The sequence below is a fragment of the Pseudoduganella sp. GW821-FHT05F09 genome (genome assembly GCF_059419605.1).
This window is the reverse complement of record NZ_JBWKSD010000001.1, coordinates 1172442-1188532: the sequence shown is the minus strand read 5'-3', so window position 1 is coordinate 1188532 and position 16091 is coordinate 1172442. Positions and strand designations below refer to the sequence as shown.

The window sequence follows — 16091 nt, the reverse complement described above, 5'->3', positions numbered from 1 at the left end:
TTTATTCCGCCAGTCGCTTGCGCATGCGCGCCAGCGGCACGCTGACGCCGCCCGGTAGCGCAATCTCGATCGGTTCGACCACGTCAAAGCCGCTGGCCAGGTAGAGCGGCACGCCGGGCATGGTGGCCGCCAGCTCCAGCGTCGTGAAGCCAGCTGCCGCGGCCTCGCGCTGGCAGTGTTCCATCAGCATGCGCCCCAGCCCTTGGCGGGCGGCCGGCGGCGCCACGAAGAAGGCGCGGATGCGTGCCGCTTCCAGCGCCGGGGCCAGCAGCCGGTCCGGCCCGGTCTTGGTGCGGTCGGCGCCGAACAGCGTGGCGCGCTTGCTCCAGCCGCCGCAGGCCAGCAATTCGCCGCCGCGCTCGACGAGGAAGTAGGTGCCGTCCTCGATCAGCTGCGTATCCACCCCGAACACATATCTGGTCACCGCCTGCGCCTGCTCGGGCGTGTAGAAACCTGCGCTCAGCTCGATGCCGGAACGGGCGATCAAGTCCTCCATGCGCGGCACGTCGTCCATGCGGGCGGCGCGCAGTAGCGTGTTGTGCGTCTCTGATGTCGTCATATGGCCATACGGTAAAGCAATTCTTTTGACTAGTCTACGCCGCTAGGTATGATAGCCACATACTCTAGGAGATTCCGTGCTGAAACTTCCCCGGCTTGCCCTGGCCCTGCTGTTCGCTTGCTTGTGCGGCGGCGCGGCATCGCGTGAGCTGCTGGTGGTGGGAGCGCATTTCGAGCGGGTGTTCGAGCGCCGGCCCGACGGGGAATTCACCGGCATGGGGCCGGACATCGTGCGCATGGTGGCGCGGCGCAACAAGGACACCGTGCGTTTCGCCATCTATCCCTGGGCGCGCGCGCAGGCCATGGTGGCGCAGGGGCTGGCCGACATCCTGGTGGGACCCTACAAATCGCCGGAAAGACTGGAGCGCATGGCGTTTTCGCGGGCGGCGTTCTACCGCGACGATATGGTGTTCTATACGCTGGCGGGCACGGCGGCCGGCTGGCAGGGCGATTACGCGGCGCTGGACGGCAAAGCCATCGTGGTGATGAATGGCTGGGCCTACGGTCCCGGCTTTGACGCGGCCCGGCCGCGCCTGCGCGTGAGCGTGGCGAACAATGTGGAAAACGGGTTGCTGATGCTGACCCACAAGCATGTGGCGCTGTTCGCCAGCAACCGCCGCAACACCGAGCCGGTGCTGGCGGCGCTCAAGCTGGGCGGGCAGGTGGTGGCGCTGCCGCAGGTGATCGAGGTGCAGGACGGCTATTTCGCCTTTCCCAGGCTGGCCACGCACGACGCCATCCGCAGCCGCTTCGACGCCGCCTTCGAGCAGCTCGCCGAAAGCGGCGAGCTGAAGCGCCTCAGCCAGCGCTACGACGTCGACATTCCCTGAAACCGGGCCGCTTCAGCGGCGGTTGGGCGTGAGGATGCTGGGCAGTGCTTTCGGCAGCGTTTCCGGGTAGTCGCGGCTGAAGTGCAGGCCCCGGCTTTCGCGGCGCTGCAGCGCGCTGTTGACGATCAGGCCGGCCACGTCCACCAGGTTGCGCAGCTCCAGCAGGTCGCTGGTGATGCGGAAGTTGCGGTAGTACTCGTCGATTTCCTCTTTCAGCAGGGCGATGCGGTGCTGCGCCCGTTCCAGGCGCTTGGTGGTGCGCACGATGCCGACGTAGTTCCACATGAAGCGGCGCAGCTCGTCCCAGTTGTGGGCGATCACCACTTCCTCGTCGGCGTCGGTCACGCGGCTTTCGTCCCAGTCCGGCAGGTAGGGGGCGCCGACGCGTTCCTTGCTTTCGATGTCCTGCGCGCAGGCGCGGCCGATCACCACGCATTCGAGCAGCGAGTTGGAGGCCAGGCGGTTGGCGCCGTGCAGGCCGGTGCAGGCGGTTTCGCCCACCGCGTACAGGCCGGGCAGGTCGGTGCGGCCGTGCAGGTCGGTCACCACGCCGCCGCAGGTGTAGTGCGCGGCCGGTACGATGGGGATGGGTTCCTTGGTGATGTCGATGCCCAGTTCCAGGCAGCGCGCGTAGATGGTGGGGAAGTGCTCGATCAGCCATTCCGCCGGTTTGTGGCTGATGTCCAGGTGCACATAGTCCAGGCCGCGCTTCTTGATTTCAAAGTCGATGGCGCGCGCCACCACGTCGCGCGGGGCCAGTTCGGCGCGCTCGTCGTGCACCAGCATAAAGCGCATGCCGGCCGCCGGGCCGGCTTCGGGCGGCAGCTTGAGCAGGCCGCCTTCGCCGCGTATCGCTTCCGTGATCAGGAAGGACTTGGCGTAGGGGTGGTACAAGCAGGTTGGGTGGAACTGGATGAATTCCATATTCGACACGCGGCAGCCTGCGCGCCAGGCCATGGCGATGCCGTCGCCGCTGGCCGTGTCCGGATTGGTGGTGTAGAGGTAGACCTTGCCGGCGCCGCCGGTGGCCATCACGGTGTGCTCGGCGGCCACGGTGTGCACTTCGCCGGTGCGCACGTCCTGCACGTAGAGGCCGTGGCACTTGGGCTGCTTGTTGCCATGCGGGACTTTGCCGTCCAGCTTGTCCGAGGTGATCAGGTCGATGGCGCAGTGGTGCTCGAACAGGCTGATGTTGGGGTGGGCGCGCACTTTCTGTTCCAGCGTGACCTGCACCGCGTGGCCGGTGGCGTCGGCCGCGTGGATGATGCGGCGCTGGCTGTGGCCGCCTTCGCGGGTCAGGTGGAAGCCCAGTTCGGCCTTGTCGTCGCGCGTGAAGGGCACGCCTTGCTCGATCAGCCATTCGATGGCGGCGCGGCCGTTTTCCACGATGAAGCGGGTGGCGTCGGCGTCGCACAGGCCGCCGCCGGCCACCAGCGTGTCGGCGATATGCTGGTCGTGGCTGTCGCCGGAGTCCAGCACGGCGGCAATGCCGCCCTGGGCCCAGTTGCTGGCGCCGTCCAGCAGTTCGCGTTTGGAAATAATGGCCACTTTGCGCGTTTCCGCCAGATGCAAAGCCACCGACAGGCCGGCCAGGCCACTGCCGACAATCGCAACATCAAATTTCATGGTGTTCGGTTCACAATTGCTGTGTAAGGAAGCAAGACTATAGACCATTTGGCGCCGGCCTGTCATGCGCCGGTCATTTTCGCGCAAGATGTTGATCTGGCGCGGCTTCCTTGCGCGCTGCGCTTGCTGCGCCTCAAAACGCATGCGGATTGCGCGCGGCATCATGGCTGAACCACTGCTGCCCACCCCGAGGGCGCGGGAGCGAACCGTGATCCGTATCTTCAACCATTATGTGCCGCGCATGGCCTTCATCCTGCTGCTGATGGAGGTCGCGCTGCTGCTGGCCAGCGCCGGGCTGGCCTCGCTGGCCGAGGCCCGGCTTGCGCCGCACCCGGGCGGCGTGTACTGGAGCGCACTGCTGTTTGCGCTGCTGACCGTGCTGAGCATGGGCACGCTGGGCATGTACCAGTCCGACTTCCGCCTGCATCCGGGCGACGCGCTGCGCCAGACGCTGGTGCGCATCGTGCCGGCGCTGCTGCTGGCGTTCTGCCTGCACAACCTGCTGGTGCACGCGCTGCCGGGCCTGCGCGCCGAGCAGGTGGGCAGCTGGACATTCCTGATGGGCGGCGGCGCCGTGCTGCTGACCCGCTTGCTGCTGTTTTCCACGGTGCGCACCGAGCGCATGACCGAGCGGCTGATACTGCTGGGCGACGGCGCGCTGGCGCAGGAGTGCATGGAACTGGCGGTCAGCAAGCGGGGCTTCCAGCGCTTTCATATCGTGGGCTGCGTGCCGGTGGCGGGCGAGCGGCGCCAGGTGGCGGCGTCCTGCCTGCTGCCCGATCTGCTGCCGGGCGGGCAGTCGCTGCTGGAACTGGCCCGCGCGCACGGGGCCGGCGAGGTGGTGGTGTCCTTGGGCGACCGGCGCGGCGGGGCGTATCCGGTACGGCAACTGCTGGAGTGCGTGCTGGGCGGGGTGCGGGTGGTGGATGCGTCGGCCTTTTTCGAACGCGAGGCCTGCCAGATCCGCATCGATACGCTGCAGCCCAGCTATCTGATCTTTGGCGGCGGCTTTGATCAGAGTTTCCTGCGCACCAGCGTGAAGCGGACCTTCGACCTGGCGGCCAGCGGCGCGATTTGCGTGGCTGCGCTGCCGGTGATGCTGCTGGCGGCGCTGTGCATCGCGGCCGAGGACGGCGGGCCGGTGTTTTACCAGCAGGAGCGCGTGGGCAAGGACGGGCGGCTGTTCAAGGTGCTGAAGTTCCGCAGCATGCGCAGCGACGCGGAGGGCGACGGCAAGCCGCGCTGGGCCGCCGAGGACGATCCGCGCATCACGCGCGTGGGCCGCTGGATACGCAAGCTGCGCATCGACGAGCTGCCGCAGATGCTGAACGTGTTCCGGGGCGAGATGAGCTTTGTCGGTCCCCGGCCGGAACGGGCTTATTTCGTGGAGCAGCTGGGGCAGGATGTGCCGTACTACAACGTGCGGCACAGCATCAAGCCGGGCATCACGGGGCTGGCGCAGGTGCGCTATCAATATGGCGCCTCGGTCAGCGATGCGGTGCGCAAGCTGCAATACGATTTGTATTATGTGAAAAACAACAGCCTGTTCCTGGACTTGCTGATACTGATAGACACGGTGCGGGTGGTGCTGCTGGGTAAGGGGAGCCGTTGATGGCGTTCCCGGACGCGCCGCTGGCACTCTGGTCCGCGTCCTTTGCGGCCGGGGCCAGCCATGCGCTGACGGCGGTGGCGTTTCTGCTGCTGGCGGTGCTGCTGCTGCCGGGCTGGCGCCAGGGACGCCACTCCACGGCGCTGCTGGCCGCCTGCGGCCTGACCGCCGCCTGGGCTGCCGCCGCAGCGGTCCATGCGGCCGGCTGGCTGGAGCAAGGGGCGGGGCAATACAGCGAAGCGCTGGAAGCGGCCCGCACGGTGGGCTGGCTGGTGTTCCTGCTGTCCTTGCTGGGCCGGGCCGGGCACAGCCGCAGCTGGCTGCTGGGCGCCACCGTGGCGCTGGCGCTGCTGCCGCTGGTGTCCGAAGAGCTGGGCTGGCTGGCCGAGCGCGATGCCGCCTTGCCGATGGCGTGCCGGCTGATGCTGGCCGTCGCCGGGCTGCTGCTGCTGGAGCAGCTGTACCGTGGCACGCCGCCGCACGAGCGCTGGAGCATCAAGTTCGCCTGCCTGGGCATCGGCCTGCTGTTCGCCTACGACTTCTATCTGTACAGCGACGCCTTGCTGTTCCGCCGCATGAGCGGCGAGCTGTGGGCCGCGCGAGGCCTGGTGTGCGCGCTGGGGGCGCCGCTGCTGGCCGTGTCGGCGGTGCGCAACCCGCGCTGGACGGTGGGGTTGGCGCTGTCGCGCCAGATGCTGTTCCGTTCCGCCGCGCTGATCGGCAGCGCGCTGTATCTGCTGGGCATGGCGGCCTGCGGCTGGTATCTGCGCAGCTTTGGCGGCGCCTGGGGGCCGCTGATGCAGGCGGCCTGGCTGGCCGGCGCGGCCGTCGTGCTGGCCGGCGTGCTGTTTTCCGGCTCGGCGCGGGCTTACGCCAAGGTGTTTGTCAGCAAGCACTTTTACCAGACCGGCTTTGACTACCGCGATGAATGGCAGCGCATCACCCGCACGCTGTCGATGGACGGGCCGGACCTGGGCCTGCGGGTGGTGCAGGCGCTGGCGGGACTGGTGGAAAGTCCGGCGGGCGCGCTGTGGCTGCGGCGCGACGACGCGGCCGGCTGCCGCTGCGAGCCCGCAGCCAGCTGGAACCTGGCCCCGCAGCACGGCGCGGCCAGCACGGCCTTCTACCAGTTCATGGAAGAGCGCCAGTGGGTGCTGGACGTGCCGGAAAGCCTGGCGCAGCCGGCGCGCTACGCCGGCCTGGAACTGCCGCTGTGGCTGCACGGCGTGCCACAGCTGTGGCTGCTGGTGCCGCTGATGCTGCACGGCCGCCTGCAAGGCCTGGTGGCGCTGACCCAGCCGCGCACGGCGATGGCGCTGAACTGGGAAGTGCGCGACCTGCTCAAGATCGCCGGCAGCCAGGCGGCCAGCTACCTGGCGCACCAGGAGTCGTCGGACGCGCTGGCGGTGGCGCGCCAGTTCGAGTCGCTGAACCGGATGTCGGCCTTCATCGTGCATGATCTGAAGAACCTGGTGTCGCAGCTGTCCTTGCTGTTGGCGAACGCCGAGCGCCACCAGGGCAATCCGCAGTTCCAGCAGGACATGCTGGAAACCCTGGCCCATTCGGTGCGCAAGATGACGCTGCTGCTGCAAAAGCTGAGCAGGGGCGAGACGCCGGAGCGCCACGTGGCCTTGCCGCTGGAGCAGGTGCTGGCGCAGGCGGTGCAGGCGCGCGCCGCCGCGCGTCCCCGGCCCGAGCTGACGGTGCGCGATCCCGGCCTGCTGGTGGTGGCGGACTGGCACCGCCTGGAGCGGGTGCTGGGCCATTTGATACTGAACGCCATCGAAGCAACGCCGCCGGACGGCTCGGTGACCCTGCTGCTGCGGCGCGACGGCGGCAGCGCCGTGGTGGAGCTGGCCGACAGCGGCGCCGGCATGAGCCAGCAATTCATCCGCGAGCGCCTGTTCAAACCCTTCGACACCACCAAGACCGCAGGCATGGGCATAGGCGTGTTCGAGAGCCGCGAATACCTGGCCGGTATAGGCGGGCGGCTGGAGGTGAGCAGCGAGTGCGGGCGCGGCACCACCTTCCGCATCACGCTGCCGCTGCATGCCGCCGCCGCGGCGGCCGCCTGAGCGCAATCATTCTGGAGGAGCGATGCCTAAGAAGAAGCTGCTGGTGGTGGAGGACGATCCCGGCTTGCAAAAGCAGCTGCGCTGGGGCCTGGACGAGTACGACGTGCTGATCGTCGAGCGGCGCGAGCAGGCGCTGGCCCAGCTGCGGCGGCACCAGCCTTGCGTGGTGACCATGGACCTGGGCTTGCCGCCCGACCCGGACGGCGCTTCCGAAGGCCTGGCGCTGCTGCGCGACATCGTGACCGCCGCGCCGGAGACCAAGGTGATTGTCCTGTCCGGCAACCAGGACCGGAGCAATGTGCTGAAAGCGGTGGCCATGGGGGCGTATGACTTCCAGCAAAAGCCGCTGGACGCGGACCTGCTGCGGCTGGTGATACAGCGCGCCTTCTTCCTGCACGGGGTGCAGCAGGACAACCGCCGCATGCTGCAGATCGAGGCCGATTCGCCGCTGGCCGGCATTATCAGCCGCGACCCGGGCATGCTGAAGATGTGCCGCAGCGTGGAGAAGGTGGCGCCGTCGTCGGCCAGCGTGATGCTGCTGGGCGATTCGGGCTGCGGCAAGGAGCTGGTGGCGCGCGGCCTGCACCGGCTCAGCGCGCGGCGCGAACGGCGCTTTGTCGCCATCAATTGCGCCGCCATCCCCGAACACCTGCTGGAGAGCGAGCTGTTCGGCTACGAGAAGGGCGCCTTCACCGGCGCCGTGCGGCAAACGCTGGGAAAAATCGAGCTGGCGCACGGCGGCACCTTCTTTCTCGACGAGATAGGCGACATGGCGCCCGCGCTGCAGGCCAAGCTGCTGCGCTTCTTGCAGGAGCGGGTGATCGAGCGCGTGGGCGGCCGCAGCGAAATCGCGGTGGACGTGCGCGTGGTGTGCGCCACGCACCGCAACCTGAAGGCGCTGGCCGAGCAGGGCCAGTTCCGCGAGGACTTGTACTACCGCCTGAGCGAGATCGTGCTGGCCATCCCGCCGCTGCGCGAGCGGGTGGGCGACCGGGTGCTGCTGGCGCAGCACTTCAAGAACCGCTTCTGCGTCAGCGAACACCGGCAGGCGCTGCACTTCCGCCCGGAGGCGCTGGCCGCCATCGACGCCTATACCTGGCCGGGCAATGTGCGCGAGATGGAAAACTGCATCAAGCGCGCCGTCATCATGGCGGAAGGCTCGCAGATTACGCTGGAAGACCTGGGCCTGCCGGAGGTGGAGGTGCAGGCGCTGGAGAATATCGACCTGCGCCAGGCGCGCGACGCGGCCGAGTACAAGGTGATGATCAAGGCGCTGGCGCGGGTGGACGGCAATATCCTGCGCGCGGCCGAGCTGCTGGGGGTGAGCCGGCCGACGCTATACGATTTGATGAGCCATCACGGCATCAAATAGCGGTGATCCAAGCAGCGGCTGCGGCCTATTGCGTCCACTGGCCGGCTTCCTGCAGCTTGTTGCGCAGGCCCGGCAGCGGAAAACCCAGCGCGTAGGCGCGCTCGGCGGACTGGCGCGCGGCGGCGTAGTCCTTCTTTTTGAGGTGCAGCAGGCCAAGGTTGTAGTGGCTGGTGGCATTCTCCGGCTCGAGCTGGACGGCGGTGTCCAGATGCTCGCGCGCCTCGTCCAGCTTGTTCTGCGCGAGCAGGAAGCCGGCGTAGATGGAATGCACCTTGGCGTCCTTGGGACGGTAGCCCAGCGCGCGCTGGAAATAGCACTCGATGCTGAACTTCGCGCCAGTGGGCTGGACGTTCTTGTCGCGCAGCACCAGCTTGGCCAAGGCGCTGAGCGCGCGGTGGTGGTTGGGAAAGTGCTCCAGGGTGTAGGACAAGTCGCCGCCAAGATAGCTTTTGTTTCCGTGCTTGAGGCTTTCCACAGCGGGCGTGAAGTGGTAGCTCTCGACCACCGCCAGGTCCTGGCGGTCCTCGGCGTCGTTGTAGTCGCCGCCGACGGCGGTTTTCACGTATGGCGGACAGTCGGCCCGGGCCGGCGCGGCGGCGGCGATCAGGAGCAGCAGCGCAAGGCCGGAGGCGAGCAGGATGGCGGTGTTGGGTTTCATGGCTAGTCGGCAAGTTTGCGTTGGACAAAGGCGGCAAGGCTGCCCAGGGTTTCGAAATGGCGCGCGCTGATCTCGTCGTCGCCGATCTGGATGTGGAATTGGCTCTCGATCGCGGCGATGACGCTGGCAACGCTCATGGAGTCGAGCTCGGGCAGCGCACCCAGCAGCGGGGTCGACGGGTCCATGGGCTGGGCGGGCAGCGATAGCGTGGTGATCAGGATGTCGGTCAGTTCGTCGAGACAGGACATGGCGGCTCCCGGTTGGGGCCGCGTTCCAGCTTGCTGGTGTCGAACAGCAGTTGCGGGAAGGCGGCCGGATGGCGTGAAAGGTGGAAATAGGGCGCCTGCGTGGCGGCGGTCCATTGCCAGGCGCCGCAGGTCAGGAATACGGCCCAGCCCAGCGTGACCGCGCCCAGCCGGCCATGCGCGGCGCGCGAACCGGGGTTGTAGGCGGAGATGCGGCTGCAGGTCCAGTCCACGCCCTGGCTGCGCATCATGGCGTGGGCGTCGCTCCACAGGCGGCCGAAGACCGGGCCGAGGCGGTACTCGGGCGCCACATAGACGTCGAAATCCCATAAGGAGCGCGGCGAGGCCAGCAGGTAGCGCACGCGGACTTCGTCCTCCTGGTAGGCGTGCGGCAAAAACCACAGGAAGCCCGCCAATTGCTCGCCGTGCCAGGCTTGCAGCGTTTGCGCGCCCTGTGCGAAGCGCTGGCAGATGACGGCGCGCGGGCGGGGATGGCAGAGCGGCACGTCGTGCCCGGCGCTGGCCAGTCGGACCGTGAAGGCGTCGCCGCGCCGGACCTGGCCGGCCGCCGGCCGCTGTGCCGTGGGCTGGGCCACAAAATAGTATTTGTGCAAGCTCCAGCCGAGCCGCGACAACAGCCGGTCCAGGCCGAAGCACAGGGTGTTCAGCCAGCCCAGCTGGGCGGCGGTGCGGCGGATTTGCATGGCTATGTTCATCGGTCCATTTGACCCCGGCCAGCAAGCGCGGACTTTGCGCTGGCGCAAGCTGCTGCTTGAGGAAGGTCAATAAGGGGCGGGCGGCCCCTCCTTAGACTGGGGGACACCCTACGCCGAGGAGGTCCGCCGTGCTTACCGTCATCATCGCAAGCCGTAACGGCGCCCCCACCTTGCCGCGTGTGCTGGACGCCTACTGCGGCCTGGCCCAGCCGCCCGGGGGCTGGCGCCTGCTGGTGGTGGACAACGGCAGCACGGACGGCACCCGCGCGCTGCTGGACAGCTATGCCGGGCGGCTGCCGCTGCGCTATCTGTACGAAGCACAGCCGGGCAAGAACGTGGCGCTGAACCGCGCGTTGGCCGTGGCGCTTGAGCTTGCCGAGCCGGAAGGCGGGCTGTTCGTTTTCAGCGACGACGACGCCACTCCCGCGCCGGACTGGCTGCTGCGCCTGGCCGAGGCGGCCCTGGCCCAGCCGGGATACGCCGTGTTCGGCGGCAGCATCGTGGCGGACTGGGCGGAGCCGCCGCCGGAATGGGTGCTGCGCCTCGCGCCGCTGGGCATGACGTTCGGCATCACCTCGGCCAGTTTGCCGGAAGGGCCGGTGTTTCCCGGCCTGGTCTGGGGCGCCAATATGGCGGTGCGGCGCGCCGTGTTCGAGGCCGGCTATCGTTTCGACGAGCATGTGGGGCCGAATGGCGGCGCCTACGCCATGGGCAGCGAAACCCAGCTGACGCGGCGCCTGAGCAGCGCGGGCTATCTGCCGTGGTTCTGTCCGGCGGCGCGCGTGGCCCATCACATCCGCGCGCACCAGACCACGGCCGGGCATATCCTGCAGCGGGCCTGGCGCTTCGGGCGCGGCAAGTGCCGGCAGGACAGCCAGGCCGGGCGCGGGCCCTATCCCTATTTGTTGCGCGTGCCGCGCTGGATGTGGAAGCGCCTGCTGCTGGAGGCCGGCGGCCTGGCGCTGGCGCTGCTGCGGCGCGACGCCGACCAGCAGTTCCTGCGCCGCTGGGAGATCGCCTATCTGCGCGGCTACATCCATGAGGCCTGGCGCGGCCGGCCGGTGAGCGGACGGCGGGTGCTGATCACCGGCTACTCCGGCGCGCTGGGCGGCATGGAATTGCGGATGGCGCAAGAGGCACGCTTCCTGAACGCGGCGGGATGCGACACAACGCTGGCGCTGCACCGTTTTCCCGGCAGCGCGGCCTGGAGCAAGGAACTGCGGGCCGAGCGCATCGCCGCCTCGGAACTGACCATGCCGCTGTTTTTCGAGGAATGGCGCTGGCGGCGCCTGAACCGCTGGCGCGCCGTGCTGTGGACGCGGCACACGCTGCAACGCCAGCGGGCCGACCTGGTGCATGTGGCGTTCTGCTGGACCGGCTATGGCGCGTCCGCGCTCTGGCTGGCGCAGCGCTGCGGCTTGCCGGCGGTGGTCAGCGTGCACAATGCGTTTCCGCCGGTGGAGTACTGCCCATGGCACCGGGGCTTGCTGGAGCAGGCCTTCAGCGCGGTGAAGGGGATATATGCGGTGTCCGAGTCGGCGCTGCAGCACTTCATGGCGCTGTACCACCCCTATATCCGCTCCGGGACCAGGCTGGCGGTCATCCCCAACGGTGTGGACACGCGCCGTTTCCGGCCGTCGCCTGGCTTGCGTGCGGAAGCCCGGCGCAGCTGGGGAATACCGCCGGGCAGCCTGGTGATGGGTTCGGTGGCGCGGCTGGCCGAGCAGAAGCGGCCGCAGGCGGCGCTGGCGCTGCTGGCTTCGCTCAGGCTGGAGTTTCCGCATCTGTATCTGGTGCTGGTCGGCGACGGGCCGCTCGAAGCGGCGCTGCGGCGCCAGGCGCAGGAACTGGGCGTGGCCGACTACGTGGTGTTCGCCGGCTTCCAGTCCGAGGTGGAGCGCCTGCTGCCCGGCATGGATGTGCACCTGCTGCTGAGCCGCAACGAGGGCTTCGGCATCGCCACCATCGAAGCCATGGCCTGCGGCGTGCCGGCCGTGGGCACCGATGTGCCGGGCACGGCGGACGTGCTGCGCGGCTGCGCGGGCGGGCTGCTGGCGCCGCTGGACGAGCCGGAAGTGCTGCGCCGCCAGGTGGCGGCGCTGCTGCGCGACCCCGAGCGGCGCGCCTGCATGGGGCTGAGCGGGCGCCACGAGGTGGAGCGCCTGTACAGCCAGGAGCAGGTCGGCGAAATGGTGCACGCCTTCTATCGCGGCCTGGTCTAAGCCCATGAATAGGACGGACGCCGCGCACAGCCGGGCCGCCGCCGCGCCTTCCGGCGCGCCTGTCGCGTTGCCGCTGCGGCGCTCGCTGGCGCTGTCTTTCGCCGAGAAGTACGCCTTGCTGCTGCTGGCGCTGGCCGGCAGCATGGCGCTGGGCCGCCTGCTCACGCCCGCGCAGACCGGCGTGTACTCGGTGGCGGCGGTGCTGGCCGGGCTGGCCCAAGTGCTGCGCGATTTCGGCGTGGGCCAGTATCTGATGCAGGAAAAGGACTTGACGGCGGCCAAGCTGCGCGCGGCGCTGGGCGTGAGCGTGGCCAGCGCCTGGACGCTGGGCCTGCTGGTGCTGCTGGCGGCGCCGCCGCTGGCAGCGTTTTACAAAGAGCCGTCGCTGCGGCCTGTGCTGCAGCTGCTGGCCTTGAACTTCCTGGTGGTGCCTTTCACCTCGGTCACGGTGGCCCTGCTGCGGCGGCAGATGCGCTTTGCCGCCATCCTGGTGGTGAACGCTGCGGCCGCGTGCGTGCAGCTGGCTTGTTCGGTCTGGCTGGCATGGTTGGGCTGGGGCAGCCTCAGCCTGGCGTGCGGCGCGGCGGCGGGCGGCTGCGCCGCGCTGCTGGCCAGTGTGGCGCTGCGCCCGTCCGGACTGCCGTGGCTGCCCCACTGGCGCGGTGCCGGCACGGTGTTGCGTTTCGGCGGCTACGCCGCGGGCGGCGGCCTGATCGACGAGGCGGGCGTGGCGGCGCCGGACCTGATCGTGGGCAGGCTGATCGGCGTGGCAGGGGCCGGCATCTACGGCAAGGCGCAAAGCGTCATCAATCTGTTCAACCAGGCCATCACCAGCGCCGTGTCGCCGGTGGCGTTTGCGCTGTATGCCGCGCAGGCCCGCGCCGGGCAGGACGCGCGCGGCGCCTACCTGAAAACCATCAGCTGCATGACGGCGCTGGCCTGGCCTTTTTTCGCCTGCCTGGCCCTGATGGCGCTGCCTGTCGTGCGTTTGCTATACGGCGATCAATGGGATGCGGCGGTCCCTTTGATCCAGGTCATGTGCGCTGCGGCCGCGCTCTATAGCATGTTCAGTATGGCGCGCTATCTCTTCCTCGCCGGCGGCCATGTGCGGGCGCAGGCCCGGCTGGACGCCATGTCGGTGCCGGTACGCATCGCGGCAGTGCTGCTGGCTGCGCCCTTCGGCCTCGATTACGTGGCCTGGGGTGTGCTGGCGGGCGCGCTGGGCCGCAGCTGGTTCACCTGGCGCTGCCTGGCGCGGCTGGCCGCGCTGCCGCTGGCGCCGCAGTGGGCCGCCGTGGCGCGCAGCGCGGCGCTGGCCGGGCTGACCGCGCTGGGTCCGCTGGCGGCACGGCTGGCCTTGCCGCCGGGGCCGTTCCAGCTGCTGGCGGCGGGCGCCGGCGGCGTGCTGCTGTGGGTGTCCGGCGTGCTGTGGCTGGAGCACGAGCTGGCGGCGGAACTGCGGCGGCTGCGGGGCTTGCTGGCCGGGCGCCGCTGGCGCTTCCGGAAAGTCAACTAGGTGTCCACGGGACGCCAACAACAGGAGGCCGCCATGCGAGTGGGCATATTGTCTTATCCGATGCTATTCCAGCGCGAGGGCGGCCTGCAGGTGCAGGTGCGCGAAACCATCGCGGCCCTGAACAGCCTGGGACACGTGAACGGACGCAGCCTGCAGGTCGAGCTGACCGATCCGAACCGCAAGCGCCTCGATGAATACGACCTGATCCATGTGTTTGCCGCCATCAACGGCAACCACCGCGTGGTGGAGGCGGCGCGCGACATGGCGGTGCCGGTGGTGCTGTCGCCGCTGGTGTCGCCGGGCTGGAACCGCGCCAGCGGGCTGCGGGCGCGGGTGGCGGACCGGCTGGCGGGAAGGCTCACCGCGTGGAATGTGCAGACCAGCTACGCGCAGATGAAGAGCGCGCTGCAGCTGGCGCAGCTGGTGATTGCGCTGGGCGACGCGGAGCGTTCCGCCATCATGGCCGGCTTCCAGATCGATGCGGGCAAGATCCGCGTCTTCCCCAACGGCATAGGACCGCAGTTTTTCCGCGCCGACCCCGACCTGTTCCGGCGCCGCACAGCGCTGGAAGGCCCGTTCGTGCTGATGGTGGGCGGCATTTCGCCGTACAAGAACCAGCTGGGGCTGGTGCAGGCGCTGGACGGCTGCGGCATTCCCGTGGTCCTGATCGGGCACGCGGCGCGCGAATTTCAGCCCTATCTGAAATCCATCCTCGCCATGCCGTGGGCGCGTTGGCTGGGCGAGCTGGCGCACGACGACCCCCTGCTGGCGAGCGCGTATGCGGCCGCGTCCGTGGTGGCTTTGCCCAGCCAGGGCGAAGTGCTGCCCTTGTCGGTGCTGGAGGCGCTGGCGGCCGGCACGCCGGTGGTGCTGACCAAGGAAAACGCGCTGTATCTGCCCGGCAGCGAATTTGCGCTCAAGGAAGTGGCCTGGGACGACGGCGCCGGCCAGCGCGAAGCGGTCATGGCGCTGATGGCGGCGCGGCCGGAGCGCCGCCAGGTGCGGGCGCTGGTGGCGCATCACACCTGGCACCGCGTGGCGACGCAGATCGCCGCGTGCTACGCCGAACTGGTCACCGCTGAACGGGCGAACAGCGCGCTGGCGGCCTGGCAGGGCGATGCCGCGCGGCTGGCGCCGGGAGCCGGGCATGCTGTTTAACTCGTTCAGTTTTTTGTTCCTCTACTTGCCGGTGGTGCTGGCGGGCTATTTTTTGCTGGGCCGCGTGCATGCGCGCTGGGCCGTGGCCTGGCTGGCGTCGTCGTCGCTGTTCTTTTACGGCTACTGGGACGTGCGCTTCCTGCCGCTGCTGCTGGCCTCCATCTGCGGGAACTACGGCGCCGGCTTGCTGATCGCGCGGGCGCAGGGGCCGGCCCGCAAACGCTGGCTGAGCGGCGCGCTGTGCGCCAACTTGCTGCTGCTGGCCTACTACAAATACGCCAATTTCTTCGCCGCCGCGCTGATGCCGCCCGGCGCCGGCTGGCAGGGCTGGGGGGGCTGGGAAATCGTGCTGCCCATCGGCATCTCCTTCTTCACGTTCACGCAGATTGCCTTCCTGGTCGATTGCTACCGGGGCGAGGTCAGGGACGGCAATTTCATCCACTACATGCTGTTCGTCAGCTATTTCCCGCACCTGGTGGCGGGGCCGGTGCTGCACCACAAGGAAATGATGCCGCAGTTCGCGGACCCGCGGAATGCGCGCGCCAGCAGCGCCAATTTCGCGGTTGGCCTGTCCATCTTCGTGGTGGGGCTGGCCAAGAAGGTGCTGCTGGCCGACACGCTGGCGCCGCTGGCCTCGCCGGTGTTCGCGGCCGGCGCCCATCCGCAGCTGGTCGAGGCCTGGACCGGCGTGCTGGCCTACACCTTCCAGCTGTACTTCGATTTTTCCGGCTATTCCGACATGGCCATCGGCCTGTCGCTGCTGTTCGGCGTGCGGCTGCCGCTCAATTTCAGTTCGCCCTACAAGGCGCGCAATATCAGCGAATTCTGGCGCCGCTGGCATATGACGCTGTCCCGCTTCCTGCGCGACTACCTCTACATCGCCCTGGGCGGCAACCGCGCCGGCCGCGCGCGGCGCTACGCCAATCTGATGGCGACGATGGTGCTGGGCGGCCTGTGGCACGGCGCCGGCTGGACCTTTGCGGTGTGGGGCGCCATGCACGGCGCCTGCTTGGTGCTGCACCAGGGCTGGCTGCGCTGGCGCGGCGATGCGGCGGGCGCGCCGGCCTGGTGGGGCGTGCCGCTGACCTTCCTGGCCGTGATGCTGGCATGGGTGGTGTTCCGCGCGCCGGACCTGGCCACCGCCGGCGACATACTGGGCGCGCTGGCCGGCGCCAACGGCGTGTCGCTGCCGCGCGGGCTGCAAGGACTGGCCGCGCCGCTCGCGCAGCTGGGCCTGCATCCCGAGTTCAACGGCCTGCGCTGGATGGCGCTGGACGGCCCGGGGCTGCCGGTGCTGCTGCTGTCGGCCGTGCTGGCATTCGCAGCGCCCAACACGCAAGAAATATTCTGTCACTACAAGCCCTGCATTGAAAGAATATTTCGCACCGTCCCCGGACGGGCCTGGCGGCCGAGCCCGGGTTGGAGCATGGCGCTGGCGGCGCTGTTCATTTCCTGCGTGTTCAATATGAACCGCGTGTCCGAATTCCTCTATTTCCAGTTCTGATT

At 68.8% G+C, this 16091-nt stretch carries 13 protein-coding genes; 8 read left to right on the top strand and 5 right to left on the bottom strand.

Features of this window, described 5'->3' with window-relative positions; translation table 11 throughout:
• Position 1: 1 nt before the first annotated feature.
• A complete protein-coding gene (locus AC07S4_RS04990) occupies positions 2-559 on the bottom strand; it encodes a GNAT family N-acetyltransferase (protein ID WP_494985547.1) in 558 nt (185 codons plus the stop codon).
• 76 nt (positions 560-635) lie between these two features.
• Here AC07S4_RS04990 and AC07S4_RS04985 point away from each other — a divergent pair, with 76 nt between their 5' ends.
• Positions 636-1388, top strand: a complete 753-nt coding sequence (locus AC07S4_RS04985) for a substrate-binding periplasmic protein (protein WP_494985546.1) — start codon at positions 636-638, stop codon at positions 1386-1388.
• A 12-nt stretch (positions 1389-1400) separates the two neighbouring features.
• Here the strand turns inward: AC07S4_RS04985 and nadB are convergent, their stop codons facing one another.
• Positions 1401-3014 carry an L-aspartate oxidase gene (gene nadB, locus AC07S4_RS04980; protein ID WP_494985545.1) on the bottom strand — a complete coding sequence of 538 codons (1614 nt, stop codon included), beginning with the start codon at positions 3012-3014 and terminating at the stop codon, positions 1401-1403.
• Between the two features lie 208 nt (positions 3015-3222).
• On the opposite strand from nadB, the gene AC07S4_RS04975 reads away from it, so the two are divergent.
• Genes AC07S4_RS04975 through prsR form a run of 3 tightly spaced genes read left to right on the top strand, consistent with a single transcriptional unit; the run spans position 3223 to position 8070 of the window.
• Positions 3223-4626, top strand: a complete 1404-nt coding sequence (locus AC07S4_RS04975) for a TIGR03013 family XrtA/PEP-CTERM system glycosyltransferase (protein WP_494985544.1) — start codon at positions 3223-3225, stop codon at positions 4624-4626.
• On the top strand, positions 4626-6698 hold the full coding sequence (gene prsK / locus AC07S4_RS04970; protein WP_494985543.1) for an XrtA/PEP-CTERM system histidine kinase PrsK: 2073 nt from the start codon (positions 4626-4628) through the stop codon (positions 6696-6698). The genes AC07S4_RS04975 and prsK overlap by 1 nt, the downstream gene beginning before the upstream one ends.
• 22 nt (positions 6699-6720) lie before the next feature.
• Positions 6721-8070, top strand: coding sequence for a PEP-CTERM-box response regulator transcription factor (gene prsR / locus AC07S4_RS04965; RefSeq protein ID WP_494985542.1), 1350 nt, complete (start codon positions 6721-6723; stop codon positions 8068-8070).
• Positions 8071-8095: 25 nt separating this feature from the next.
• On the opposite strand, the gene AC07S4_RS04960 is transcribed toward prsR, so the two are convergent.
• Genes AC07S4_RS04960 through AC07S4_RS04950 form a run of 3 tightly spaced genes read right to left on the bottom strand, consistent with a single transcriptional unit; the run spans position 8096 to position 9677 of the window.
• Positions 8096-8728, bottom strand: a complete 633-nt coding sequence (locus tag AC07S4_RS04960) for a tetratricopeptide repeat protein (protein ID WP_494985541.1) — start codon at positions 8726-8728, stop codon at positions 8096-8098.
• Between the two features lie 2 nt (positions 8729-8730).
• Positions 8731-8976 carry an acyl carrier protein gene (locus AC07S4_RS04955; RefSeq protein WP_494985540.1) on the bottom strand — a complete coding sequence of 82 codons (246 nt, stop codon included), beginning with the start codon at positions 8974-8976 and terminating at the stop codon, positions 8731-8733.
• Positions 8955-9677, bottom strand: a complete 723-nt coding sequence (locus tag AC07S4_RS04950; protein WP_494985539.1) for a hypothetical protein — start codon at positions 9675-9677, stop codon at positions 8955-8957. The genes AC07S4_RS04955 and AC07S4_RS04950 overlap by 22 nt, the downstream gene beginning before the upstream one ends.
• 140 nt (positions 9678-9817) lie before the next feature.
• On the opposite strand from AC07S4_RS04950, the gene AC07S4_RS04945 reads away from it, so the two are divergent.
• The 4 genes from AC07S4_RS04945 to AC07S4_RS04930 are packed head-to-tail and all read left to right on the top strand — an operon-like array spanning position 9818 to position 16089.
• Positions 9818-11911 (top strand): glycosyltransferase, encoded by a 2094-nt coding sequence (locus AC07S4_RS04945; RefSeq protein ID WP_494985538.1) that lies wholly within the window; start codon positions 9818-9820, stop codon positions 11909-11911.
• Between the two features lie 4 nt (positions 11912-11915).
• Positions 11916-13427, top strand: a complete 1512-nt coding sequence (locus AC07S4_RS04940; RefSeq protein ID WP_494985537.1) for an oligosaccharide flippase family protein — start codon at positions 11916-11918, stop codon at positions 13425-13427.
• A gap of 33 nt (positions 13428-13460) precedes the next feature.
• Positions 13461-14585 carry a glycosyltransferase family 4 protein gene (locus tag AC07S4_RS04935; protein ID WP_494985536.1) on the top strand — a complete coding sequence of 375 codons (1125 nt, stop codon included), beginning with the start codon at positions 13461-13463 and terminating at the stop codon, positions 14583-14585.
• On the top strand, positions 14575-16089 hold the full coding sequence (locus tag AC07S4_RS04930) for an MBOAT family O-acyltransferase (protein WP_494985535.1): 1515 nt from the start codon (positions 14575-14577) through the stop codon (positions 16087-16089). The genes AC07S4_RS04935 and AC07S4_RS04930 overlap by 11 nt, the downstream gene beginning before the upstream one ends.
• Positions 16090-16091: the final 2 nt, after the last annotated feature.